General features: G+C 70.8%; 25 protein-coding genes. 17 read left to right on the top strand and 8 right to left on the bottom strand.

Features of this window, described 5'->3' with window-relative positions:
* The first annotated feature begins 11 nt into the window (after nt 1-11).
* Nucleotides 12-437: a hypothetical protein gene (locus HEK131_RS28460; protein ID WP_244337670.1), complete on the top strand. Its 426-nt coding sequence runs from the start codon at nt 12-14 to the stop codon at nt 435-437.
* Here HEK131_RS28460 and HEK131_RS28455 read toward each other — a convergent pair.
* From HEK131_RS28455 to HEK131_RS28445, 3 genes are all read right to left on the bottom strand, one after another.
* A complete protein-coding gene (locus HEK131_RS28455) occupies nt 405-1,799 on the bottom strand; it encodes a condensation domain-containing protein (protein ID WP_244337668.1) in 1,395 nt (464 codons plus the stop codon). The genes HEK131_RS28460 and HEK131_RS28455 overlap by 33 nt on opposite strands.
* Nucleotides 1,800-1,935: 136 nt before the next feature.
* Entirely contained in the window at nt 1,936-2,385 is a 450-nt protein-coding gene (locus HEK131_RS28450) for a nucleoside deaminase (protein ID WP_244337666.1), read from the bottom strand.
* A gap of 39 nt (nt 2,386-2,424) precedes the next feature.
* Nucleotides 2,425-2,700 carry a PLDc N-terminal domain-containing protein gene (locus HEK131_RS28445; protein ID WP_244337664.1) on the bottom strand — a complete coding sequence of 92 codons (276 nt, stop codon included), beginning with the start codon at nt 2,698-2,700 and terminating at the stop codon, nt 2,425-2,427.
* 75 nt (nt 2,701-2,775) lie between these two features.
* Here HEK131_RS28445 and HEK131_RS28440 point away from each other — a divergent pair, with 75 nt between their 5' ends.
* From HEK131_RS28440 to HEK131_RS28405, 8 genes are all read left to right on the top strand, one after another.
* Nucleotides 2,776-4,233 (top strand): menaquinone biosynthesis decarboxylase, encoded by a 1,458-nt coding sequence (locus HEK131_RS28440; RefSeq protein ID WP_244337662.1) that lies wholly within the window; start codon nt 2,776-2,778, stop codon nt 4,231-4,233.
* Nucleotides 4,230-5,135 (top strand): menaquinone biosynthesis prenyltransferase MqnP, encoded by a 906-nt coding sequence (mqnP, locus tag HEK131_RS28435; protein ID WP_217462939.1) that lies wholly within the window; start codon nt 4,230-4,232, stop codon nt 5,133-5,135. The genes HEK131_RS28440 and mqnP overlap by 4 nt, the downstream gene beginning before the upstream one ends.
* A gap of 75 nt (nt 5,136-5,210) precedes the next feature.
* Complete coding sequence (locus tag HEK131_RS28430; protein WP_244337660.1) at nt 5,211-5,861, top strand: UbiX family flavin prenyltransferase; 651 nt, start codon at nt 5,211-5,213, stop codon at nt 5,859-5,861.
* A gap of 50 nt (nt 5,862-5,911) precedes the next feature.
* On the top strand, nt 5,912-6,367 hold the full coding sequence (locus tag HEK131_RS28425; protein ID WP_018543802.1) for an Lrp/AsnC family transcriptional regulator: 456 nt from the start codon (nt 5,912-5,914) through the stop codon (nt 6,365-6,367).
* Nucleotides 6,368-6,427: 60 nt separating this feature from the next.
* Entirely contained in the window at nt 6,428-7,591 is a 1,164-nt protein-coding gene (mqnE, locus tag HEK131_RS28420) for an aminofutalosine synthase MqnE (RefSeq protein ID WP_030813748.1), read from the top strand.
* A gap of 53 nt (nt 7,592-7,644) precedes the next feature.
* A complete protein-coding gene (locus HEK131_RS28415; RefSeq protein ID WP_217462941.1) occupies nt 7,645-8,178 on the top strand; it encodes a GNAT family N-acetyltransferase in 534 nt (177 codons plus the stop codon).
* Between the two features lie 100 nt (nt 8,179-8,278).
* Nucleotides 8,279-8,566, top strand: coding sequence for a DUF4229 domain-containing protein (locus tag HEK131_RS28410; RefSeq protein ID WP_217462942.1), 288 nt, complete (start codon nt 8,279-8,281; stop codon nt 8,564-8,566).
* A gap of 210 nt (nt 8,567-8,776) precedes the next feature.
* A complete protein-coding gene (locus HEK131_RS28405) occupies nt 8,777-10,783 on the top strand; it encodes an AMP-dependent synthetase/ligase (RefSeq protein ID WP_432215682.1) in 2,007 nt (668 codons plus the stop codon).
* Between the two features lie 2 nt (nt 10,784-10,785).
* Here HEK131_RS28405 and HEK131_RS28400 read toward each other — a convergent pair whose 3' ends face one another.
* A complete protein-coding gene (locus HEK131_RS28400) occupies nt 10,786-11,436 on the bottom strand; it encodes a class I SAM-dependent methyltransferase (protein WP_244337656.1) in 651 nt (216 codons plus the stop codon).
* A gap of 218 nt (nt 11,437-11,654) precedes the next feature.
* A complete protein-coding gene (locus HEK131_RS28395) occupies nt 11,655-11,858 on the bottom strand; it encodes a cold-shock protein (RefSeq protein WP_030813734.1) in 204 nt (67 codons plus the stop codon).
* Between the two features lie 285 nt (nt 11,859-12,143).
* Between HEK131_RS28395 and HEK131_RS28390 the strand changes: the two genes are divergently transcribed.
* The 6 genes from HEK131_RS28390 to HEK131_RS28365 all read left to right on the top strand — a co-directional run bounded on the left by HEK131_RS28390 (nt 12,144) and on the right by HEK131_RS28365 (nt 18,131).
* Nucleotides 12,144-12,992: a menaquinone biosynthetic enzyme MqnA/MqnD family protein gene (locus HEK131_RS28390; RefSeq protein WP_217462945.1), complete on the top strand. Its 849-nt coding sequence runs from the start codon at nt 12,144-12,146 to the stop codon at nt 12,990-12,992.
* A gap of 55 nt (nt 12,993-13,047) precedes the next feature.
* Nucleotides 13,048-14,607, top strand: a complete 1,560-nt coding sequence (locus HEK131_RS28385; RefSeq protein ID WP_244337654.1) for a serine/threonine-protein kinase — start codon at nt 13,048-13,050, stop codon at nt 14,605-14,607.
* A complete protein-coding gene (locus HEK131_RS28380) occupies nt 14,600-15,319 on the top strand; it encodes a prepilin peptidase (RefSeq protein WP_244337652.1) in 720 nt (239 codons plus the stop codon). The genes HEK131_RS28385 and HEK131_RS28380 overlap by 8 nt, the downstream gene beginning before the upstream one ends.
* Nucleotides 15,320-15,408: 89 nt before the next feature.
* Nucleotides 15,409-16,623: a cyclic dehypoxanthinyl futalosine synthase gene (gene mqnC / locus HEK131_RS28375; RefSeq protein WP_244337650.1), complete on the top strand. Its 1,215-nt coding sequence runs from the start codon at nt 15,409-15,411 to the stop codon at nt 16,621-16,623.
* Nucleotides 16,624-16,630: 7 nt separating this feature from the next.
* Nucleotides 16,631-17,230: an imidazolonepropionase-like domain-containing protein gene (locus HEK131_RS28370; RefSeq protein WP_244337648.1), complete on the top strand. Its 600-nt coding sequence runs from the start codon at nt 16,631-16,633 to the stop codon at nt 17,228-17,230.
* Nucleotides 17,231-17,435: 205 nt separating this feature from the next.
* The gene (locus HEK131_RS28365) at nt 17,436-18,131 is read left to right on the top strand and encodes a demethylmenaquinone methyltransferase (protein ID WP_217462950.1); all 696 of its coding nucleotides are present in this window, start codon (nt 17,436-17,438) and stop codon (nt 18,129-18,131) included.
* 4 nt (nt 18,132-18,135) lie between these two features.
* Here the strand turns inward: HEK131_RS28365 and HEK131_RS28360 are convergent, their stop codons facing one another.
* Both HEK131_RS28360 and HEK131_RS28355 read right to left on the bottom strand, forming a co-directional pair.
* Complete coding sequence (locus HEK131_RS28360; protein ID WP_217462951.1) at nt 18,136-18,444, bottom strand: PASTA domain-containing protein; 309 nt, start codon at nt 18,442-18,444, stop codon at nt 18,136-18,138.
* Between the two features lie 119 nt (nt 18,445-18,563).
* Nucleotides 18,564-19,070: a GNAT family N-acetyltransferase gene (locus tag HEK131_RS28355; RefSeq protein WP_217462952.1), complete on the bottom strand. Its 507-nt coding sequence runs from the start codon at nt 19,068-19,070 to the stop codon at nt 18,564-18,566.
* Nucleotides 19,071-19,117: 47 nt separating this feature from the next.
* On the opposite strand from HEK131_RS28355, the gene HEK131_RS28350 reads away from it, so the two are divergent.
* Nucleotides 19,118-20,452: a geranylgeranyl reductase family protein gene (locus tag HEK131_RS28350; protein ID WP_244337646.1), complete on the top strand. Its 1,335-nt coding sequence runs from the start codon at nt 19,118-19,120 to the stop codon at nt 20,450-20,452.
* 113 nt (nt 20,453-20,565) lie between these two features.
* On the opposite strand, the gene HEK131_RS28345 is transcribed toward HEK131_RS28350, so the two are convergent.
* Nucleotides 20,566-21,390 carry a C40 family peptidase gene (locus HEK131_RS28345; protein WP_217462954.1) on the bottom strand — a complete coding sequence of 275 codons (825 nt, stop codon included), beginning with the start codon at nt 21,388-21,390 and terminating at the stop codon, nt 20,566-20,568.
* Nucleotides 21,391-22,154: 764 nt separating this feature from the next.
* Here HEK131_RS28345 and HEK131_RS28340 point away from each other — a divergent pair.
* Nucleotides 22,155-22,514: an NADH-quinone oxidoreductase subunit A gene (locus HEK131_RS28340; RefSeq protein ID WP_030813697.1), complete on the top strand. Its 360-nt coding sequence runs from the start codon at nt 22,155-22,157 to the stop codon at nt 22,512-22,514.
* Nucleotides 22,515-22,517 lie beyond the last annotated feature (3 nt).

The raw sequence follows: 22,517 nt of genomic DNA, 5'->3' as shown, positions 1-22,517 counted from the left end.
ACACTGGTGTCATGCACGGTTCCATCGAACAGGGCATGAGCCAGACCCACGGGAACACGCACATACGGCACTTCCTTGTGCGGCTGCCGAGGTCCATGGGGGAGGTCTGGCCCGCGGTGGCCGCCGCCGAGGGCCTGTCCGCCTGGTGCACCCCGGTCGACGTGCTCGAACCCCGCCTCGACGGCACGGTCGCGCTGCGCGACCTGGGCGCCGGGCGGGTCACCGCCTGGGACGTGGACCGGGTCGCGGAGTACACCGTCGAGGGCGGTGGCAGGCTCCGCTTCCACCTCGAACGGGACGGCGAGAACGGCAGCACCCTCCGCTTCACCCACGAGTACCAGGGCGAGGGCGCGTCGGAGGCCGAGTGGCGCGCCCGTTTCGAACGACTGATCGAATGCTGGGGGTCAGGCGAGCGGGGCGGTGAGCAGGTCCCGTAGCCGCTCCACGTACAGGCCCATGTTCTTCGCCGCCACGTCCGTGTCCGGGTGGCGGCTGGCCAGCCACAGGCCGTCGTGCAACCGGTTGACCCAGACGCACACCTGATCGCCGTACGACACCCGCAGCAGGGCGTGCGCGTTCTGCTCCGCCCAGCGGGCCGCGCCCGGGATGCCACGCGTGTCGACGAAGGAGACGATCGAGTACAGGTCCGGCGAGGTCGGCCGGAAGTCCGCGCCCAGCAGGCTCAGCACCCGGGCCAGCGGCATCCGGGCCAGCGTCCGGTTCGCCTGGAGCTCGGCGCGCACCGCCCGCAGCGTGGAGGCCAGGTCGGGCGTGTGGTCGAGGGGCACCTCGATGGGGGCGCCGCCCACGAACCAGCCCACCGAGTCGTTCCACTGGGACTTCACCCGCGTGTGGAACGGCACCACCGTCCGGTACACCGACTGCTGCCCCAGCTCCCGCACGATCAGCGCGGTCGCCGCCAGCAGCCCGACCAGGCTGCCCCCGTACGGCCGGCAGTACGCCTCGAACGCGGCCGCCGCCTCCGCGTCCACCAGCGGCTCGCAGATCATCCGCTGCTGCGGCAGCGGGCCGCCGGGCTCCACCCCCAGCTCGACCGGGAACGAGGGCAGCGTGCCGTCGCAGCGCCGGATGAACTCCCGCCAGCGGGCGACCGTCTCGTGCCCGCCGTCCAGCCGGTCGGCGTCCGCCCGCTCGATCTCGCAGAAGTCCACGTAACTGGCGGCCGGGGTCCGCACCACCGGCCCGCGCCCCTCCAAGCCCGCCGTGTACAGCTCCTCGATCTCGGCCGGGATGCCGTGCAGCGAGTACGCGTCCACATTGCTGTGGTCGAAGGCGAGGAAGACGGTGGCCGAGTCGTCCCGGACCACGGCCGCGTAGATCAGGTTCGGCCAGCGCAGCGCGTCCGCGACCGTGTCGAACCGGGCCTGGAGATGCGCGGTCAGCGCCTCCGCGTCCGTGAAGTCGCCGCCCGCCTCCCGGTGCAGGCTCACGTCCCCGGCGTCCAGGGTGAAGCGGCGCAGCTCCTCGCCGTCCTCGCCCGCCCAGCGGAAGCCGCTGCGCAGCGTCTCGTGCCGGACCGTCCAGGCCCGCAGGGACTCCTGGAGCACGTCGAGGTCGACCGGTCCGGGCAGGTCGAAGGAGGTGCCCAGCCAGGTCGGCACGAACAGGCCGTCCTCGCGGACGTGCCGGGCCGTCCGGATGTGCGACTCCTGGATGTAGGCGGGCGGGCGGGAGTCCTCCGGCAGGCCGTGCGCCGTGGCGACGGTCGCCGGACTCAGCGTCCACTCGACGAGCCGCCCCGGCCGGACCTCGCAGCGCTGGATGTCAGTGATTCGCACGCGTCTCCGATCGCAGAAGGGGACCCCGGTGTATGGGGCCCCCTTCCAAGGGAATGCCGTCGCACGCGGTGGAGACATGCCCGTGCGGGGCTTTTCAGCGGAACGGATGGCGGGCCGAACGCGTGACCGTGCGCCCTCAGACCCCGATGTCCTCGTTCCACAGCTCCGGGTCCCGGGCGACGAACTCCCGCATCAGCTCCGCGCAGTCGGGATCGTCCAGCAGCACGACCTCCACCCCGTGTCCGGCCAGCCACTCGTGCCCGCCGCTGAAGGTCCCCGCCTCCCCGACCACGACCCGCGAGATCCCGAACTGCCGCACCAGCCCGGAGCAGTACCAGCACGGCGACAGCGTGGTCACCATGGTCGTCCCCCGGTACGACCGCCGCCGCCCGGCGTCCCGGAAGGCGGCCGTCTCCGCGTGCGTGGCCGGGTCGCCGTCCTGCACGCGCCGGTTCCGCCCCCGCCCGAGCAGCTCCCCGTCCGGGCCGTAGAGCGCGGCTCCGATCGGGATGCCACCCTCCGCGCCCCCGGCGCGCGCCTCCTCGACGGCGGTACGCAGCCAGTCCCGCGCCACTTCCAGATCCATGGAGGCACTGTCCCCCGGCTCACGGGTCCGGGAAACGCCTCACTCCGTACCGGGCTCGTCCTTCCTCAGCGAGCGCAGGAAGTCCGGGTTGTCGTCCGGGGCCACCCAGGTGGGGGCGGCGGCCGCCGGACGGCGGACCTTGCCGGTGATCAGCCAGGCCAGGGGGCCGATCAGGACCTCGCCGAAGAGCAGGACGATGACCGCCCAGGCGAACTTGGGCAGATGGCGGACCTCGTCCTCGGGGGTGTTCAGGCAGTCCACGAAGGCATGGATCCACAGGGCGAGGACCAGCAGGAACGGCAGGTATCTGAGCATGGGCGCGCGATCTCCTCAGGGTGTGGACGGCCCCGGTGGCCGAGCCTTCGTATCCGGTGGCCGATACTGGGACACATGGCTTACGACGATCTTCGCTCCCTGCTGCGGGCGCTGGAGCGCGAGGGAGACCTCAAGCGCATCAAGGCCGAGGTCGACCCATACCTGGAGGTCGGTGAGATCGTCGACCGGGTGCAGAAGGCCGGCGGACCGGCGCTGCTCTTCGAGAACGTCAAGGGCTCCGCGATGCCCCTGGCGATGAACGTCTTCGGCACCGACCGCCGCCTGCTCAAGGCGCTGGGCCTGAAGTCGTACGCGGAGATCTCCGACAAGATCGGCGGTCTGCTGCGGCCCGAGCTGCCGCACGGCTTCGTCGGCGTCCGCGAGGCGTTCGGCAAGCTCGGCGCGATGGCGCACGTGCCGCCGAAGAAGGTCAAGGGCGACAACGCGCCCGTCCAGGAGGTCGTCCTCACCGGTGACGACGTGGACCTGGACGCGCTCCCGGCCCTGTTCACCTGGCCCAAGGACGGCGGCTCCTTCTTCAACCTCGGGCTGACCCACACCAAGGACCCCGAGACCGGCATCCGCAACCTCGGTCTCTACCGCCTCCAGCGGCACGACAAGCGCACCATCGGCATGCACTGGCAGATCCACAAGGACAGCCGCAACCACTACCAGGTGGCCGCCCGCCGCGGTGAGCGGCTGCCGGTCGCCATCGCCTTCGGCTGCCCGCCCGCCGTGTCGTACGCCTCCACGGCCCCGCTGCCCGGCGACATCGACGAGTACCTGTTCGCCGGGTTCATCGCGGGCAAGCGGATCGAGATGGTGGACTGCAAGACCGTCCCGCTCCAGGTCCCGGCCAATGCCGAGGTCGTCATCGAGGGCTGGCTGGAGCCCGGCGAGATGCTCCCCGAGGGCCCCTTCGGCGACCACACCGGCTTCTACACCCCGCAGGAACCGTTCCCCGCGCTGAAGATCGACTGCGTGACGATGCGGAAGCGGCCGCTGCTGCAGTCGATCGTCGTCGGCCGCCCGCCGACCGAGGACGGTCCGCTCGGCCGCGCCACGGAGCGGTTCTTCCTGCCGCTGCTGAAGATCATCGTCCCGGACATCGTGGACTACCACCTCCCCGAGGCGGGCGGCTTCCACAACTGCGCGATCGTCTCGATCGACAAGAAGTACCCGAAGCACGCGCAGAAGGTGATGTCCGCGATCTGGGGCGCGCACATGATGTCCCTGACCAAGCTGATCGTGGTCGTCGACTCCGACTGCGACGTGCACGACCTGCACGAGGTCGCCTGGCGGGCGCTGGGCAACACCGACTACGCCCGCGACCTGGTGGTCGCCGAAGGTCCCGTCGACCATCTCGACCACGCCTCCTACCAGCAGTTCTGGGGCGGCAAGGCGGGCATCGACGCGACGAAGAAGCTGCCCGAGGAGGGCTACACGAGGGACGGGGGCTGGCCGGACATGGTCCTGTCCGACCCCGCCACGGCGGCGCTGGTCGACCGGCGCTGGAAGGAGTACGGGCTGTGAGCACCTCGTCCGCCGCCGCGATCCCGCAGCCGGGGCGCACCAAGGCGTTCCTCCGTCTCGTGATGATCGAGCACTCGGTCTTCGCGCTGCCCTTCGCGTACATCGCCTCGCTCACCGCGATGTACCAGTGGGACAAGAACATCCACTGGGCGCGGCTGCTGCTGGTCACCATCTGCATGGTGGGCCTGCGCACCTTCGCCATGGCGGTCAACCGGATCATCGACCGCGAGATCGACGCCCGGAACCCGCGCACCGCCCACCGCGAGCTGGTCACCGGCGCGATGTCGGTCAAGCACGCGTGGACCGGCGCGCTGATCGCGCTGGTGGTCTTCCTGGGCGCGGCCGCGCTGCTGAACCCGCTCTGCCTGGCGCTGGCGCCGGTCGCGGTGATCCCGATGGTCGTCTATCCGTACGGGAAACGGTTCACCAACTTCCCGCAGGCCATCCTCGCGCTGGCCCAGGCGATGGGCCCGGTCGGCGGCTGGCTCGCCATCTCCGGCACCTGGTCCTGGGACGCGGTGATCCTCGGCCTCGCGGTCGGCATCTGGATCGGCGGCTTCGACCTGATCTACGCCTGCCAGGACGTGGAGGCCGACCGGGAGACGGGCGTCCTGTCGGTCCCGGCCCGCTTCGGCGTCCCGGCCGCGATCTGGGGCGCGCGGGTCTGCCACGCCATCACGATGGCCCTGTTCGTCTGGTACGCCGTCCTCACCCACGCCGGCCCGTTCCTCTGGCTGGGCCTGGCCATCGTCGCCTCGGCGTTCGTCTACGAACATCGCATCGTGAGGCCGCACGACCTGTCCCGCCTGAACAGGGCGTTCTTCAGTGTCAACGGCTTCATCGGCATCGCGCTCTTCGTGTGCGCGCTGCTCGATCTCCTGGTCCGGGGGCTCACCGTCTGACCAAGGCACACCCGGCCTGAACACGCGGCGTCACGCCGGTACTCTCAAGGTGTGAACGCAGGAGAAACGCAGCGCGTGCCTTGGATCGTGGGGGTTTCGGGAGCTTCCGGGACGCCGTACGCGGCGGCGGTGCTGCGGGCGCTGCTGGACGCCGGGGAGGACGTCGACCTGGTGGTCAGCCGGGCCTCGCGGCTGACGCTGCTGGACGAGACGGGGATCTCGTTCCGCGACGCCCACTGGCGCGAGGACCTGCGGGACTGGCTGGCGCGCGGCGCCGACGGCAAGCCGGACACCTATGAGCCGGACCTCGGCCGGGTGCGGTACTGGAACGCGGGCGACCTCGCGGCGGGACCGTCGTCGGGGTCGTACCGGGTCAAGGGCATGCTGATCGTCCCGGCCTCCACCGCCTGTGTCGCGGGGGTGGCCCTCGGCCTGTCCAAGGACCTGCTCCAGCGGGCGGCGAGCGTGACGCTGAAGGAGCGCAGGCCGCTGGTGGTGGCCGTGCGCGAGACCCCGTTGAACGGGCAGACCCTCCGGCAGCTCGTCGCGCTGGACGAGGCCGGGGCGAGCGTGGTCCCCGCCTCGCCGGCCTTCTACGCGGGCGCGACCCACATCCAGGACCTGGTGGACTTCGTCGCCGGCCGGGTGCTGGACGCGGCGGGCGTCGGCCACGGCCTGTACCGGCGCTGGAAGGGCGAGCTGGGCGGCGGCGCGCAGGACAAGTAGCGGTACCTCTCATCACGTAGGCAAATTTCACACCGGAAGGCTTCGATCGCATGGACGCGGTGGACAGGCAGCTCATCCAGGCCCTGAGGGAGAACGGCCGGGCCTCGTACGCGGAGCTGGGGCGCCTCGTCGGCCTGTCGGGACCCAGCGTCACCGACCGCATCAACCGGCTGGAGGCGGCCGGGGTCATCACCGGTTACCGCGCCACGGTGGACGCCGCCTCGCTGGGCCTCGGCGTGACCGCGCTGATCGGCATCTCGCTGTCCGACGCCGCCGACCACGAGGACGTGGCCCGCAGGCTGAAGGACCTCACCGAGATCGAGGACTGCTGGTTCATCGCCGGTGACGACTCCTTCATGCTCAAGGTCCGCTCCTCCGACGTGGACGGTCTGGAGAAGACCATCCGCCGCCTGAGCGGCACCAAGGGCGTCTCCCGCACCCGCACCACGATCGTGCTGTCCACGAAGTGGGAGAACAGGGTCGGGGAGCTGCCCGAAGAGGTGTGACAGCGGGTCAGGGGGTTCGGGGGAGTACGGTTGGTCAGGTTGTCGTGGAAAGGTGTTGGTATGGACGTCGGACTCAAGCGCGAGCTGGAGGACAAGGTCCGCTCCGGTGAGCGGCTGACCCGTGAGGACGGCATCGCGCTCTACGAGTCGGACGACCTGGCGTGGCTCGGTGGCCTCGCCCATGAGGTGCGCACGCGCAAGAACGGCGACGTGGTGCACTTCAACGTCAACCGTCACCTCAACATGACCAACGTGTGCACGGCGTCCTGCGCCTACTGCTCGTTCCAGCGCAAGCCGGGCGAGAAGGACGCGTACACGATGCGCATCGAGGAGGCCGTGAAGCTGGCCAAGGCGATGGAGTCGGAGAACCTCACCGAGCTGCACATCGTCAACGGCCTGCACCCGAACCTGCCGTGGCGCTACTACCCGCGCTCGCTGCGGGAGCTGAAGGCGGCCCTGCCGCACGTCTCCCTGAAGGCGTTCACGGCGACGGAGATCCACCACTTCGAGACCATCTCCGGCCTGTCGGCGTCCGAGATCCTCGACGAGCTGATCGACGCGGGCCTTGAGTCCCTCACCGGCGGCGGCGCCGAGATCTTCGACTGGGAGGTCCGCCAGCACATCGTGGACCACCGCACCCACTGGGAAGACTGGTCCCGCATCCACCGGCTGGCGCACGAGAAGGGGCTCAAGACCCCGGCCACGATGCTCTACGGCCACATCGAGGAGCCCCGCCACCGCGTGGACCACGTGCTGCGGCTGCGCGAGCTCCAGGACGAGACCGGCGGCTTCCAGGTCTTCATCCCGCTGCGCTACCAGCACGACTTCGTGGACATGAAGGACGGCAAGGTCCGCAACCGCCTCCAGGCGCGCACCCAGATGGCGACCGGCGCCGAGGCGCTGAAGACGTTCGCCGTCTCCCGGCTGCTGTTCGACAACGTCCCGCACGTGAAGGTGTTCTGGGTGATGCACGGTGTGCAGACCGCCCAGCTCGCCCTGCAGCACGGCGCGGACGACATGGACGGCTCGGTCGTCGAGTACAAGATCACGCACGACGCGGACAACTACGGCACGCCGAACAAGCTGACCCGTGAGGACCTGCTCGACCTGATCCGTGACGCGGGCTTCCGCCCGGTCGAGCGGAACACCCGCTACGAGATCATCCGCGAGTACGAGGGCCCGGACCCGCTGCGCCGCGAGACCCCGCAGGCGATGCGGGTCTGAGCGACCGCGAAAGCTGGTTGAGCCGGGGCCGAGGTAAGGATTACCTTGGCCCCGTGGCTCTTACCTTCACGCTGGACCCCTCCGTCACCCCGGATCTGCGCGACGGCCTGCTCGACCTGTGGGTGGACGTCACCAACGCGGGCGGCGCGGTCGGCTTCGTGCCGCCGGTCACGCGGGAGGACGTACGGCCCGAGCTGGTCCGCTCGCTGGCCCAGCTCGCCCAGGGGCGCGGCAGGCTGCTGGTCGGGCAGGACGACGAGGACGGGGCGGGCCGGGTCGCCGCGACCGCCTTCCTCGCCTTCAACAGTCACCGGCTGATGACCCACTGGCTGTGGCTGTACACGGTGATGGTCCACCCCAAGCACCAGGGCCGGGGGTACGGCCGCGATCTGCTCGCGGCCGCCGCGGACGCCGCGCGCGGGTTCGACGGCATCGAGTCCGTGCGGCTCGGCTGTCGGAGCGGCCTTGGCCTGGAGCGCTTCTACGCCTCCTGCGGCTACCGCGAGGTGGGCCGGGTGCCGGGCGCCATCCGGGTCGGCCCCGGCGAGTACCGGGACGACGTCACGATGCTGCTGGACCTCGGCTGAGCCCGCGCACCCCCTGCCAAGATCGGGTGGGGCGCGTGCTTCACTGGACGGTGCACGTCATGGGATTCAGGGTCATAACGACACGGAAGAGTGGATTGAGATGCTCCGCTACACGCTGATGCGCCTCGGCGTCTTCGCCGGCTGCCTCGTGGTCGCCTGGGGAGCGGTCTACTCCGGGATCTTCCCGCGCGGTTTCGGCGCCTCCAACCTCTTCTGGGTCGTCCTGCTCGCCATGGTGCTCTCGGCGCCCATCAGTTGGGTGGTGCTGCGCAAGGAGCGTGAGCGTGCCTCCCTCCAGGTCGCCGGCCGGGTGGACCGCATGAAGGCCAACCTGGAGGCCAGCCGCAGCCAGGAGGACGCGGCCGAGGCCCGGAGCCAGGCTTCCTGACGCCTGCCTGCCCGCCTTCCGGGCGGCGGCGGCCTTCGAAGCGGAACATCCCTCACCAAACCTCCGAGACTGCACACGCCCGGCTCCGGACCGACGCCTCGCGTGCACAGGGTCACCACAGGTGCCTCGTACGATCGCCAGCCTGAGCGGCGGCGCACCGTACCGACGGAAGGCCGCGCTGAACGCCTCGGTGCGCGAGGCGCGTATGTCATGCAGCAAGCAGTACACCGCTGCACGTCCCAGGAGCCGCCCGTGACCGCCCTGTACCCCAACGCCCCCGTCTCGCCCGCCCCGCACGTCTCGGCCCTCGACTACGACGGCCGCCCGGTGCTGGTGGAGCCCGAGATCCGGCGCCTGGACGGGGCCGTGCGGGAGGTGTCGGTGCCGCCGTTCGCACCCCCGGTGACCCACGGCTCGCTCGCCGACCTGCCGTTCGACAACGCCGAGGCGGCGCCCGGCGCGGTCGTGCTCAGCCGGAAGAACGCCGACGGCGAGTGGGAGGACGTGACGGCCGAGCGGTTCGCCGCCGAGGTGCTGGCCGTGGCGCGCGGGCTGGTCTCGGAGGGGCTGATGCCCGGCGAGCGGATCGCCGTCATGGCCCGCACCCGCTACGAGTGGACCCTGCTGGACTTCGCCGCCTGGGCCGCCGGCCTGGTCACCGTGCCGGTCTACCCGACCTCCTCGGTCTACCAGACCCGCTGGATCCTCCAGGACTCCGGCGCCGTCGCCTTCATCACCGAGACCACCGCCCAGGGCGCCGCCATCGCCCCCGAACTCGCCCAGCTCCCCGAGCTGCGGCACGTCTGGGTCATCGACGAGGGGCACGTGGAGCTGCTCGCCGAGGCGGGCTCGGGCACGCCGGACGGTGAAGTCGCCGTACGCCGGGGCATGCTGGGCCCCGACACCCTCGCCACCCTGATCTACACCTCGGGCACCACCGGACGCCCCAAGGGCTGCGCCCTGACGCACGGCAACTTCTTCGCCGAGGTCGACAACGCCATCGAACTCCTGCACCCGGTGTTCAAGGCGACGACCGGCGAAGAGGCGTCGGTGCTGCTGTTCCTGCCGATGTCCCACGTCTTCGGCCGCATGGTCGCCATCGCCTGCGTCCGGGCCCGCGTACGCCTCGGCCACGCTCCGAGTCTCAAGCCCGAGCATCTCCTGCCGGACCTGGCCGCGTTCCGCCCGACCTGTCTGCTGACCATCCCGTACATGCTGGAGAAGGTGTACAACACCGCCCGTGCGAAGGCCGAGGAGACCGGCAAGACCGCCGCCTTCGACCGGGCCGCCGCCACCGCCGTGCGCTACGGCGAGGCGCTGGAGGCCCGCCAGACCGGGACCGGCAGCGGTCCGGGCGCCGCCCTGAAGGCGAGCCGTTCCTTCTACGACCCGCTCGCCTATCGCAAGCTGCGCGCCGCCATGGGCGGCAAGGTCCGCTACGCCATCTGCGGCGGCTCCCCCCTCGGCCGCCGCCTGGCCGCCTTCTACGCTGGCGCGGGCATCGAGATCTTCGAGGGGTACGGCCTCACCGAGACCACCGGCGCGACCACCGTCACCCCGCCGCTGCGGCCCCGCCTCGGCACGGTCGGCTGGCCGCTGCCCGGCACCCGGGTCCGGATCGCGGCCGACGGCGAGATCCTGATCTCCGGCGACCATGTGCTGCGCGGCTACTGGGACCAGCAGGCGGGCGGTGTCGTCCCCGCGACCCGCGACGGCTGGCTGCCCACCGGCGACCTGGGGGAGCTGGACGACGACGGCTACCTCACCATCACCGGCCGCAAAAAGGAGCTGCTGATCACGGCGGGCGGCAAGTCGGTGGCCCCGGCGCCGCTGGAGAACTGGCTGCGCCAGCACCCCCTGATCTCCCACTGCCTCCTGGTCGGCGACGGCCGCCCCTACATCGGCGCGCTCATCACCCTGGACGCGGACGGCCTGCACCACTGGCGCCAGATGAACGGCAAGCACCCGGTGCCGGCCGAACTGCTCGTCAGCGACCCGGACTTGAACGCCGTCCTGCGGGACGCGGTGGAGCAGGCCAACCAGCTCGTCTCCCGCCCCGAGTCGATCCGCCGCTTCACCGTCCTGCCCGGCGACTTCACCGAGCACACCGGCCACCTCACCCCGTCCATGAAGCTGCGCCGCGCCCGCATCCTGCGGGACTTCGCGGACGAGGTGGAGGGCCTGTACGAGGGCTCGGGCCAGGTCACCGGCCCCTGAGGTCAGCGCACTCGGGCGAAGAGGCACGCCTGCGGGACGGGCTCCGTGGGGCCGGGCTCCCGTACCGTGCGGGAGCCGAGGGCGAACCCGGCGTCTTCCAGCAGCGCGGCCATCCGCTCCGGATCGCGGCGCAGGAAGTCGAGGCTGACCGGACGCCCCCAGGGCTGGTCGTGGCGCCGGGGCTCGTCCCCGGCCTGGAAGGCGAGCAGCAGATGCCCGCCCGGCGCCAGGACGCGGCGGAACTCGGCGAACAGCGCGGGCAGTTCCTCCGCCGGGGTGTGGATGCTGGAGTACCAGGACACGACACCGGCCAGCTTCCCGTCGGGGAGGTCCAGTTCCAGCATGGAGCCCTGCACGAAGCGCAGGCCGGGGTTCTCGCGGCGGGCGATGGCCAACATGGCGGGGGAGAGGTCGAGCCCGAACACGTCGAGGCCGAGGGCGTCGAGGAAGCCGGTGATCCGGCCGGGCCCGCACCCCAGGTCGGCCACGGCCGCACCCGCCCCCACCAGCTCGGCGAACACCCGCAGCAGGGCTCGGTCGAGGGGCTGGGAGATGTGCGCGTCCCGGAAATGATCGGCGTAGTCCTCGGCGACGGCGTCGTAGAACGTGCGGGTGGCGGTGAGGAAGTCGGCGGTGCCCAGGGAGTCGGTCATGGGGAGGGACCCTAGAGGGTTCCGGGCACTTCCCGCGGCCGTTCGGGTGAGAACTCCGGCGCCGGAATGCCACGGGTTCCGGCGGGCAATGGGCGGCACGCCGGGCGGGGAATTCGCCGGGAATTCATCGGGGCGTCACGGAGAAAGGCAGGAGCCCCGTCGCCGGAAGGCGTGGGGCTCCTTGGGTACTGCACTCAGGTTCTGCGATCAGGCAGTGATCAGACGGGGGTGACGTTCTCCGCCTGCGGACCCTTCGGGCCCTGCGTCACGTCGAAGTTCACCTGCTGGTTCTCCTCGAGGGAGCGGAAGCCGGTGGCGTTGATCGCGGAGTAGTGAACGAAGACGTCGGGGCCGCCGCCCTCCTGGGCGATGAAGCCAAAGCCCTTTTCGGCGTTGAACCACTTAACGGTTCCGGTAGCCATAAGCCCTCCTTGGGCCCAAAAGGGTTGCCCTGCTCCAGAACCTGCAAGTGCGAACGGTGCTGCACGACTGCATTCATCTGAAAACGACGAGAGCCCGCGGTCACATGCTCCGCAGGCTCTGTACTGCAAGGGAAACCAAACTGCAACTTGCGGCGAGCCTAGCACGCAGCCCCCGGAAAGCAATAGAGGTCAAGATCACGTCACCCGAATGTTTGAACCCTCCCTCGGGCCCGCTGACCACGGCCCGGTCCGGGCTTCGTATCGCAAGGGGTCTAGTCTCGCTATGTGGACAATTCTCGCACCCGGCCGCGCGTCGGCCACATCCAGTTCCTCAACTGCCTGCCCCTCTACTGGGGGCTCGCGAGAACCGGCACGCTCCTCGACTTCGAGCTGACCAAGGACACCCCGGAGAAGCTCAGCGAGCAACTCGTGCGCGGTGATCTCGACATCGGTCCGATCACCCTCGTGGAATTCCTGCGCAACGCCGGTGACCTGGTCGCCTTCCCGGACATCGCCGTGGGCTGCGACGGCCCCGTGATGTCCTGCGTGATCGTCTCGCAGGTCCCCCTGGACCAGCTCGACGGCGCGCGGGTCGCCCTCGGTTCGACCTCGCGGACCTCGGTCCGCCTGGCCCAGTTGCTGCTGGCCGAGCGGTACGGCGTCCGGCCGGAGTACTACACCTGCCCGCCCGACCTGAGCCTGATGATGCAGGAGGCGGACGCCGCCGTCCTCATCGGCGACGCGGCCCTGCGTGCCAACCTCCTGGACGCGCCGCGCTACGGCCTCCAGGTGCACGACCTGGGCGCGCTGTGGAAGGAGTGGACGGGACTGCCGTTCGTCTTCGCGGTGTGGGCCGCGCGGCGGGATTACGCCGAACGCGAGCCGGAGATCACCCGCAAGGTGCACGAGGCGTTCCTCGCCTCCCGCAACGTGTCCCTCGAGGAGGTCGGCAAGGTCGCCGAGCAGGCCGCCCGCTGGGAGGCGTTCGACGAGGCGACCCTGGAGCAGTACTTCACCACCCTGGACTTCTCCTTCGGGCCCCCGCAGTTGAAGGCGGTCGAGGAGTTCGCCCGCCGCGTCGGCCCCACGACCGGCTTCCCGGCCGACGTGAAGGTGGAACTGCTCGGGGCGTAATCACTACGCTGCGAGGGCGCGGCTTTACGGGGGAGCCCGCGGGGGAGGGGTCGCCATGCAGCCGCTCGGAGCGGACGAACCGGCCGCGGTCGGCCCGTACCGGCTGCTGGGCCGGCTCGGCTCCGGCGGCATGGGCCGCGTCTACCTGGGCCGCAGCGCGGGCGGGCGGACCGTCGCCGTGAAGATCGTCCACCCGCAGTACGCGCTGGACGAGGAGTTCCGGGCCCGCTTCCGCCGCGAGGTGGCGGCCGCCCGCAGGGTCGGCGGCGCCTGGACCGCGCCCGTCCTGGACGCCGACCCGGACGCCCCGGTCCCCTGGGTCGCCACGGCCTACGCGGCGGGCCCCTCCCTCACCCAGGCCGTCACCGCCCTCGGCCCCCTGCCCGAGCACACCGTGCGGGCCCTGGGCGCCGGTCTCGCCGAGGCGCTGGCCACCGTGCACGCACTGGACCTCGTCCACCGGGACGTGAAGCCCTCCAACGTGCTGCTCACCCTGGACGGCCCGCTGCTGATCGACTTCGGCATCGCCCGCGCCACCACCGGCACCGCCTCCCTCACCGCGACCGGCGCTTCTGTCGGCTCACCCGGCTACATGGCCCCCGAGCAGATCCTCGGCGGCCAAGTCACCGGCGCGGCCGACGTGTTCTCCCTCGGCGCGGTCCTGGCCTACGCGGCCACCGGCAACCCGCCCTTCCCCGGCGACTCCTCGGCGGCCCTGCTCTACAAGGTCGTCCACGAGGAACCGGAACTCGGTCCGCTGGACGGCGACTTGCGTGAGATCGCGGCCGCCTGCCTGGCGAAGGACCCCGCGCCGCGCCCCTCCCCGGCCGAGATCGCCCGCAGGCTTGCCCCGCACGGTGCGGCGGCCCTGATGACGGGTGGCTGGCTCCCCGGCGCCCTGGTCGAGCAGGTCAGCCGCAGCGCGGTCCGTCTCCTCAACCTGGAGGCGTCCGCCGACGCCCCGCCGGGTCCGGTGGACTCCCACACTCCTTCGGTGCCGGGGGAGTTCGGCCCCGCACCGGTGATGACACCGGCCGCGCAGACGGCCCCCGGCAAGGTGAGCGTCAGTCTCGCGGCGACCTCGGCACCGGGGCGGACGGGGCGCGGGCGCCGGGTGAGCTGCACGGTCGCCCTGGCCGTGGCGGGCGCGCTGGCCGCGGTCTCCCTCGGCGTCGCCACCCTGCTGGACCCGGGTGGCAGCGGCGGCAACGACACGGCGGGCGGCGCCCCTTCGGCACCGGGCGACGCCGCCGGCGCGGTCCCCGCCCGCTACCTGGGCACCTGGGAGGGCAAGGCCACCGGCCTGAACGGCACGCTGCCCATGGGCACCTTCCGCGTGGCCCTCCACCAGGCCGCCGTAGGAAAGGAGTTGGGCCGCCTGCGCCAGACGGACCAGCTCGGCGCGGTCTGCGTGGACGTCCTCACCCTGAAGCGGGCGACCCCCGAACACCTGCTGGCCACCTCCAAGGGAGCCAAGGGCAACCACGCGGGCTGCAACCCCACTCCCCACGAGGTGGAGCTGACCCCCACCGGCGACGACCTGACCTACACCTCCGCCAGCGAGGCGGAGGGCCGCCCCGAGGCCCGCCTGTCCAAGGTGACGGACGATGACTGACCTGCTCCCGGTGGTACTGGCCGCGCTGTGGGGCGCGCTGACGGGCGCCCTGCTCCCCAGGGCCGCGTACCGCTTCACGACCCCACAGGGCATGCCCTGGCGCACGGCGTGCGAGGCGGCGGACCACCCCCTGACCGGCTGGCTGGGCACGACCCCGTGCTCCCAGTGCCCGCACACGAAGGCGGCCACCCTCCCCCTGCTGACGGCCGCGATCTGCGCCCTCCTGGCCCTGGCCACGGGGCCACGCCCGGAACTCGCGGCCTGGCTGGCCCTGACCCCCGTGGCAGTACTCCTGGCCGCGGTGGACGTACGGGTGCACCGCCTCCCGGACCCCCTGACCCTCCCGCTCACCCCGGCGGTACTGGCCCTCCTGGCCCTCGCGGCGTGGCTCCCCGACCACACCGGGACCTGGCGCACGGCCCTCTACGGCGCCCTGGCCCTCGGCGCCGGCTACCTCGCCCTCCACCTCCTGAACCCCTCCGGCATGGGCTTCGGGGACGTGAAGCTGGCCCCGGCCCTGGGCGCGGCCCTCGGCTGGTACGGCTGGCCGACGCTGATGCTCGGCACCTTCGCCGCCTTCGCCACGGGCGCGCTGTACGGCCTGGCCCTCGTCGTCGCCCGCAGGGCGGACCGCAAGTCGGCCATCCCCTTCGGCCCTTTCCTCCTGACCGGCACCTTGCTGGGGGTCCTGGTGGGCGCGTACACCTCCTGAGCCCCCCACACGGCCTGAAGTCGGGTGATCCGTTCCCCTGGCGTAGGCTGGCGAGGTCCGTCCACAACCCTTGACGAAAGGGACGCCCGGTGACCGAGAAGGCCGAACTCGCTTCTTTGGATGTCGCAGCCGTGCTGGACCGAGCCGCAGCGGGCGGACGCATCACGCCCGAGGAAGCGCTCGTCCTCTACCGCGACGCCCCCCTGCACGCGCTCGGCGCGGCGGCCGACGCCGTGCGCCGCCGCAAGTACGCGGGTATCGAGCACATCGCGACGTACATCATCGAGCGCAACATCAACTACACGAACGTGTGCGTCACGGCGTGCAAGTTCTGCGCCTTCTACGCGGCCCCCAAGGACACCAAGAAGGGCTGGACCCGCGACCTCGACGACATCCTGCGCCGCTGCGCGGAGACGGTCGAACTGGGCGGCACCCAGATCATGTTCCAGGGTGGCCACCACCCGGACTACGGCGTCGAGTACTACGAGTCGCACTTCAAGGCGATCAAGGACGCGTTCCCCCAGTTGGTCATCCACTCCCTCGGCGCGTCCGAGGTCGAGCACATGGCCCGCATCTCGAAGGTCTCGGTGGAGGAGGCCATCACCCGCATCCACCAGGCGGGTCTGGACTCCTTCGCCGGTGCCGGGGCCGAGCTGCTCCCGGCCCGCCCCCGCAAAGCGATCGCCCCGCTGAAGGAGAGCGGCGAGCGCTGGCTGGAGATCATGGAGACGGCGCACGACCTGGGCGTGGAGTCGACGTCCACGATGCTCATGGGCACGGGCGAGACGAACGCCGAGCGCATCGAGCACCTGAGCATGATCCGGGACGTGCAGGACCGTACGGGCGGCTTCCGCGCCTTCATCCCGTACACCTACCAGCCCGAGAACAACCACCTGAAGGGCCGCACGCAGGCGACGCTCTTCGAGTACCTGCGCATGATCGCCATCGCCCGCCTGTTCCTGGACAACGTCCAGCACATCCAGGGCTCGTGGCTGACCACGGGCAAGGAGGTCGGCCAGCTCTCGCTGCACTACGGCGCGGACGACCTGGGCTCGATCATGCTGGAGGAGAACGTGGTCTCCTCTGCCGGTGCCAAGCACCGCAGCAACCGCCTGGAGATCATCGACCTGATCCGCAAGGCGGGCCGTACCCCCGCACAGCGGGCGACCACCTACGAGCACCTGGTGGTGCACGACGACCCGGAGAACGACCCGGTCGACGACAGGGTGGTCTCGCACATCTCCTCGACGGCGATCGAGGGCGGCACGGCCCACCCCGAGCTGAAGCTGATCGCCTCCAACTAGGAGCACGGTGCTGACACTTCACGTCGCCGAGCACTCTCCCGAGGCGGCGGTCCTGATCGACGGCGCGTCGGTGGTGGCCGTGGGCCCGTACGAGGAACTCACCGCCGCCGCGCCCCGGGCCAGGGTGCGGCGCTGGCCCGGCATCCTCCTGCCGGGCCTGCTGAACCCGTACGCCCCGGAACTCCTGGAAGCGACCTACCATCCGGACCCCCGCGAGGCGGACGACCTGGGTACGGAGCCGATCACCGGAGAACGCGCACAGGCGATCTTCCGCGCCGACCCCGCACGCCTGGGCGCGAGCGCCCGCAGGGGCGTACAGCGGATGCTGGCCCACGGCACGGTGGCGGTGGCCGGAGAGCTGCGCTCACGGGCCGTGGCGGACGTGGTGCGCAGAGCGGGCCTGGCGGTGGGCCGACGCCCCGACCGCCTCCCGGGCCCCCCGGCCCTGTCCCCACGCCCCCTGATCCTCCTGCCCCCGCCGGCCCCACAGGCCCCCGCCCGCTTCGCGGTGTTCGACGTGGCGACCCGCGCGGAACTGGTGGAACGCGGCGCCGGAACCTGCGTGGCGACGGTGATCGAGGGCCGCCTGGTGTACCGAGCCCGCTAGCCACGTACGACCGGCAGGCGGTGAACGGCGAGGAGGGGACGTGTCGGGGGGTGTCCGCCCGCAGCGTCCGGCGAGGGCCAAGCCGAACGCACCGTAGAAACAGAAGTCGCCGGACCGAGGACGGATACCCCCCGGCGCGGCCCCGCCCCCACGACGCACGCGTACCGAACCGAACCACGACGGACGGGCCTGCAACAATGACGAGGTGACCCGCGCCTCTCTGAACAAGCAGCCGCACGAAGTCGCCGAGATGTTCGACGACGTGGCGGAACGGTACGACCTGACGAACGACGTGCTGTCGCTCGGCCAGGACCGGCGCTGGCGCAAGGAGGTGGCGAAGGCGGTGGACGCCCGCCCCGCGCAGAAGGTCCTGGACCTGGCGGCGGGCACGGCGACGTCCTCGCTCCCCTTCGCCCGCACGGGCGCCTACGTGGTCCCCTGCGACTTCTCCCTGGGCATGCTCCAGGTGGGCAAGAAGAAGCACCCCTGGCTCCCGATCACGGCGGGCGACGCCACGAAGCTGCCGTTCAAGGACGACACCTTCGACGCGGTGACGATCTCCTTCGGCCTGCGCAACGTCCAGGACACGGATGCGGCGCTGAGGGAGCTGTACCGGGTGACGAAGCCCGGCGGCAGGGTGGTGATCTGCGAGTTCTCGCACCCCACGTGGACCCCGTTCCGCACGGTGTACACCGAGTACCTGATGCGGGCGCTGCCCCCCGTGGCCCGCTCGGTGTCGTCGAACCCGGACGCGTACGTGTACCTGGCGGAGTCGATCAGGGCGTGGCCGGACCAGCCGGCGCTGGCGGAGAAGCTCCAGAAGGCGGGCTGGTCGAAGGTGGCCTGGCGCAACCTGACCGGCGGCGTGGTGGCCCTGCACCGGGGCTTCAAGCAGCTCTGACCGCTCAGCGTCCGATCATCTCGAACGCGTCACCGGGCTCGCCCAGTTCACGCTGGAGCCCGCCGGAGGGCGGAGCGGGGAGCCGGGGCTCCCGCACGCCCCCGCCCCCTTCGCCCTCACCGAAGTCGAACCAGACGTAGACGACGGAATCCGGCGGGACTTCGGCGCCGGGCGCCGGGAACTGCCTTACGACGTAGTCCACGACCACGCCCTGGAACTCGGGCCGGTCCGGCGCGTTGAGGAACAGTCCCCGGGCCTGGGCGGCCGCGCGGGCGTCCACGGCCATGAGCCCGACGAACCGAGGCACCCGCACCTCGGACGTTTTGGGTGGTATTCGCACTGATGTCACCCCCAGTGGTACTGGCAGGGTAACTCCGGGCGGACCCACTCGGTAGCGCTCTCTGTCTTTCTGTGACAATCGGCTACCCAGAGTCACAACTCCAGGGAGTAGCAGTGCCCTTCCCGCTCGGAGGAGGGCGTCATGAATCTCTCGGACAGCCGCATCCCCAGCCGCCGCGTGACGGCGATGGACCGCTCGTTCTCGGCGTCGACCATGGCGACGACCCGCTCGACCCCGGCGGCGCGCACCCGGTCCAGACAGGCTGAGGCGGCGGCGGAGGCGTATCCCAGGCCCCAGTGCGCCCGGCCGAGCCGCCACCCGATCTCGATCTCCCCGGCGGGCCCCCAGGCGTGCGGCCAGGGCTGGGCCCCGGTGAAGCCCACGACGTCACCGGAGTCGTCCAGCACGGACCACAGGCAGAAGCCCAGCTCGGCGTCGTGCCGCCGCTGCCGCGCGGTCAGCTCCTCGTACACGGAGAGCTCGGCCGCCCGCCCCCCGTGGAACCGCATGACCTCGGGATCGGCGAAGACGCGGTGCCAGACGAAGGCGTCCTCGTCGGTGGGCACACGCAGCCGTACTACGGGGAGAGTTCGGTTCACGGAGCAGCCCTTCAGCCGGTTGATCAATTCTGCTGAATAGACTGCCCATGTCCAGTGCCCGTCGGCACGAAGATTTTCAACCTTGGGGAGAACCCGCCGTGACTGAGCCCCTCTCCGACAACACCGCAGACGTGATCGTCGTGGGCGCGGGGCCGGCCGGCTCCACCACCGCCTACCACCTCGCCAAGGCCGGACTCGACGTCCTGCTGCTGGAGAAGACCGAGTTCCCCAGGGAGAAGGTCTGCGGCGACGGCCTCACCCCGCGTGCGGTCAAGCAGCTCGTGGCCATGGGCATCGACATCTCCGAGGAGGCGGGCTGGCTGCGCAACAAGGGCCTGCGCATCATCGGCGGCGGCTCCCGGCTGCAGTTGGACTGGCCCGATCTCGCCTCGTACCCGAACTTCGGCCTGGTCCGTAAGCGCGACGACTTCGACGAGCAGTTGGCCCGGCAGGCGCAGAAGGCCGGCGCCCGCCTCTTCGAGCTGTGCAACGTCAGCGGGCCGATCATCGACGACCGTACGGGCCGTATCACCGGCGTGACGGCGAAGCTGGGCGACGAGAAGCGCCAGGTGACCTTCCACGCGCCCCTGGTGGTCGCGGCCGACGGCAACTCCACGCGGCTCTCCCTCGCGATGGGCCTGCACCGCCGCGAGGACCGCCCGATGGGCGTCGCGGTGCGTACGTACTTCGAGTCACCGCGTCACGAGGACGACTACCTGGAGTCCTGGCTGGAGCTGTGGGACCGCCGGGGCGCCCAGGACCGCCTGCTGCCCGGCTACGGCTGGATCTTCGGCATGGGCGACGGCACGTCCAACGTGGGCCTCGGCGTGCTGAACACCTCCGACTCCTTCAAGGAGCTGGACTGGCGCGAGGTCCTCAAGGCGTGGTGCGCGTCCATGCCGGAGGAGTGGGGCTACACCCCGGAGCACATGACGGGCCCGATCCGGGGCGCGGCCCTGCCGATGGCCTTCAACCGCCAGCCGCACTACACCAAGGGCCTGCTGCTGGTCGGTGACGCCGGCGGCATGGTCAACCCCTTCAACGGCGAGGGCATCGCCTACGCCATGGAGTCCGGCCAGCTCGCCGCCGACGTCATCGTGCAGGCCCACGCCCGCCCGACCCTGGCGACCCGCGAGATCGCCCTCCAGCGCTACCCGCGCGTCCTGAAGGACACCTACGGCGGCTACTACACCCTCGGCCGCGCCTTCGTGAAGCTCATCGGCAACCCGAAGGTCATGCAGATCGGCGCCCAGCGCGGCCTGACCCACCCCCTCCTGATGAAGTTCGTCCTCAAACTCCTCGCCAACCTCACCGACCCCACGGGCGGCGACGCGATGGACCGAGTCATCAACGGCCTCACCAGGGTCGCCCCGAAGGCGTGAGCCCGCGCTGAGGGCGCCTCGGCCGGCCCGCTGAGGCGCCCCCCGTCCACGAGACGTACGAAGGCCGCTGCCCCCCGAGGGCAGCGGCCTTTCGTGTGTGGGTGGGGTGGGGGTCAGAGGACCCGGACCGCGCCGGTGGGCGGGTCGTAGGAGAGGGGCTTCTCGGCCACGCCCGTGGAGGAGTTCTGGGCGCCGACGAACATGCCGTCGCCGACGTAGACGCCCACGTGGTACGCGCTGCCCGCGCTGCCCCAGTAGAGGATGTCGCCGGGCTGGAGGTTGCTCAGGGAGACCTGGGTGCCGGCCGTGGACTGGTCCTGGGAGACGCGCGGCAGGCTGATGCCGACCTGCTTGAACGCCGTCTGGACCAGGCCCGAGCAGTCGTAGGCGGAGGGGCCGGTGGCGCCGGAGACGTACGCCTTGCCGACCTGGGACTTCACGAACGACACGATGGCCGCGGCCGAACCGGTCGCGCTGGACGAGCCGGTGACGGTGGAGCTGCCCGCGTCGGTGCCCGCGCTCGCGGACAGGACGGTGCGCTCGGCGTTGCGGGTGGCGCGGGCGGCGGCCTCCTTACGGGCCTCCTCCTGCGCCTTCTTCTTGGCCTCGGCCTTCTGCTTGGCCTCGGCGAGGTCCGCCTTGGCCTGCTTCGCGGCGTCGGCGGCGGCCGCGTCACGCTCGGCCTGCAGCTCGTAGTTCGCGGCCGCCTGCTGGGTGGCGTCCGCGGACTGGGCGACCTGGGTGGCCACGTCGGCGGTGAGGGTGGGGAGTTCGAGCGTCTGCGTCACGGGCTCGGCCTCGGCCGCGTTCGCGTAGCCGGCCGCTCCGGCGACCGCCAGGGTGCTGAGGACGCCGCCGGCGACACCGGACCGCACGGCGATGGACGACGCGCTGCGGCGGGGCTTCCGGTGGCTGCGTATGTGAGCGGTGTGGGACATGGAAACAACCGGTACCAGGGGCTCCTTCATATCTTCAACAAACGTGTGCTGCGCCACAATTGTTCAATCGGATCCCCGAAACTTGTTCGCGTCACTCTTTATTGACGCCGTAACGGACATAGCGGACGGGGCCCATTGGGCCGTTGATCACGGTCTTTGATCATTACGTCCGAATTGCCCCGCACCTACCATCGGTTGGGGTGGATGGCCAAGCCCGGTTCCGGAACGGCCGCCACCGGTGTGGCGGAGGTCACGGAACGATCACCGGAGCGGTCGCGTCCGCGGTGGACGACCGGGCGGCCGGAGTTCGTGAACGCGCGCACATGCCCGGACCGCGTCCACACCGCGCCCCGGATCTCCCCCTGAGGTGTGAACGCCCTCCACTAGCAGTCACCTGCGTCCAACACCAATTTGCATGCAACGGAACCCTCTTGATATTGAGGCACCCGCTCCGCACCCCCTCTGGCCTGCATCGACGAGCGGGATTGTCACTTCTGGTGATCAACTGAACGCTTCGCGTACGAAGATCACCCATCCTCCGGCTTCATGATCCTTCGTCAGGTGGTGGAGATCACAAAGCTTGTGTAATACCCCGTGTCGCAGATCACAGAGCGTCGGGCATAAGATGCGGAGCAGTTGGGCTTGTGACCTGCTTCACATGTTCTCGATCTTCGCCGGGACAGGTGGGGTCAGTGGGACGGAAGAGGCAGATGTGAGCCCCTGAACCGCCACCAGTCAATGCCGACTGAAGGGAGCGAGGAGCGGTGAACGCGTACGCGCCCATCCTCGTACTGGGAGCCCTCGGGGCAGGCTTTGCGATCTTCTCCGTGGTCATGGCCGCGCTGATCGGTCCGAAGCGCTACAACCGCGCCAAGCTCGAAGCCTACGAATGCGGCATCGAGCCCACCCCCACGCCGGCCGGCGGCGGGCGCTTCCCCATCAAGTACTACCTGACGGCGATGCTCTTCATCGTCTTCGACATCGAGATCGTCTTCCTCTACCCCTGGGCCGTCACCTTCGACGCCCTCGGGGTCTTCGGGCTCGTGGAGATGCTGCTCTTCGTGCTCACCGTCTTCGTCGCGTACGCGTACGTATGGCGGCGCGGCGGCCTGGAATGGGACTGAGGG

It is taken from the genome of Streptomyces seoulensis, assembly GCF_022846655.1.
In the GTDB taxonomy this organism is placed as follows: domain Bacteria; phylum Actinomycetota; class Actinomycetes; order Streptomycetales; family Streptomycetaceae; genus Streptomyces.
Note: the sequence above shows the minus strand (reverse complement) of the source record. Positions and strands in the feature narration are given on the sequence as shown.

Bases quoted from the DNA above. Each gene is read 5' to 3' on its own strand.
- HEK131_RS28350 (WP_244337646.1), top strand. From the start codon at position 19,118: ATGTCCAGTGCCCGTCGGCACGAAGATTTTCAACCTTGGGGAGAACCC.
- HEK131_RS28440 (WP_244337662.1), top strand. From the start codon at position 2,776: ATGGCTTACGACGATCTTCGCTCCCTGCTGCGGGCGCTGGAGCGCGAG.
- HEK131_RS28425 (WP_018543802.1), top strand. From the start codon at position 5,912: ATGGACGCGGTGGACAGGCAGCTCATCCAGGCCCTGAGGGAGAACGGC.
- mqnE (WP_030813748.1), top strand. From the start codon at position 6,428: ATGGACGTCGGACTCAAGCGCGAGCTGGAGGACAAGGTCCGCTCCGGT.
- HEK131_RS28445 (WP_244337664.1), bottom strand. From the start codon at position 2,700: ATGCTCAGATACCTGCCGTTCCTGCTGGTCCTCGCCCTGTGGATCCAT.
- HEK131_RS28405 (WP_432215682.1), top strand. From the start codon at position 8,777: ATGCAGCAAGCAGTACACCGCTGCACGTCCCAGGAGCCGCCCGTGACC.
- HEK131_RS28450 (WP_244337666.1), bottom strand. From the start codon at position 2,385: ATGGATCTGGAAGTGGCGCGGGACTGGCTGCGTACCGCCGTCGAGGAG.
- HEK131_RS28345 (WP_217462954.1), bottom strand. From the start codon at position 21,390: ATGTCCCACACCGCTCACATACGCAGCCACCGGAAGCCCCGCCGCAGC.
- HEK131_RS28460 (WP_244337670.1), top strand. From the start codon at position 12: ATGCACGGTTCCATCGAACAGGGCATGAGCCAGACCCACGGGAACACG.
- HEK131_RS28385 (WP_244337654.1), top strand. From the start codon at position 13,048: ATGCAGCCGCTCGGAGCGGACGAACCGGCCGCGGTCGGCCCGTACCGG.
- HEK131_RS28380 (WP_244337652.1), top strand. From the start codon at position 14,600: ATGACTGACCTGCTCCCGGTGGTACTGGCCGCGCTGTGGGGCGCGCTG.
- HEK131_RS28400 (WP_244337656.1), bottom strand. From the start codon at position 11,436: ATGACCGACTCCCTGGGCACCGCCGACTTCCTCACCGCCACCCGCACG.
- HEK131_RS28410 (WP_217462942.1), top strand. From the start codon at position 8,279: ATGCTCCGCTACACGCTGATGCGCCTCGGCGTCTTCGCCGGCTGCCTC.
- HEK131_RS28395 (WP_030813734.1), bottom strand. From the start codon at position 11,858: ATGGCTACCGGAACCGTTAAGTGGTTCAACGCCGAAAAGGGCTTTGGC.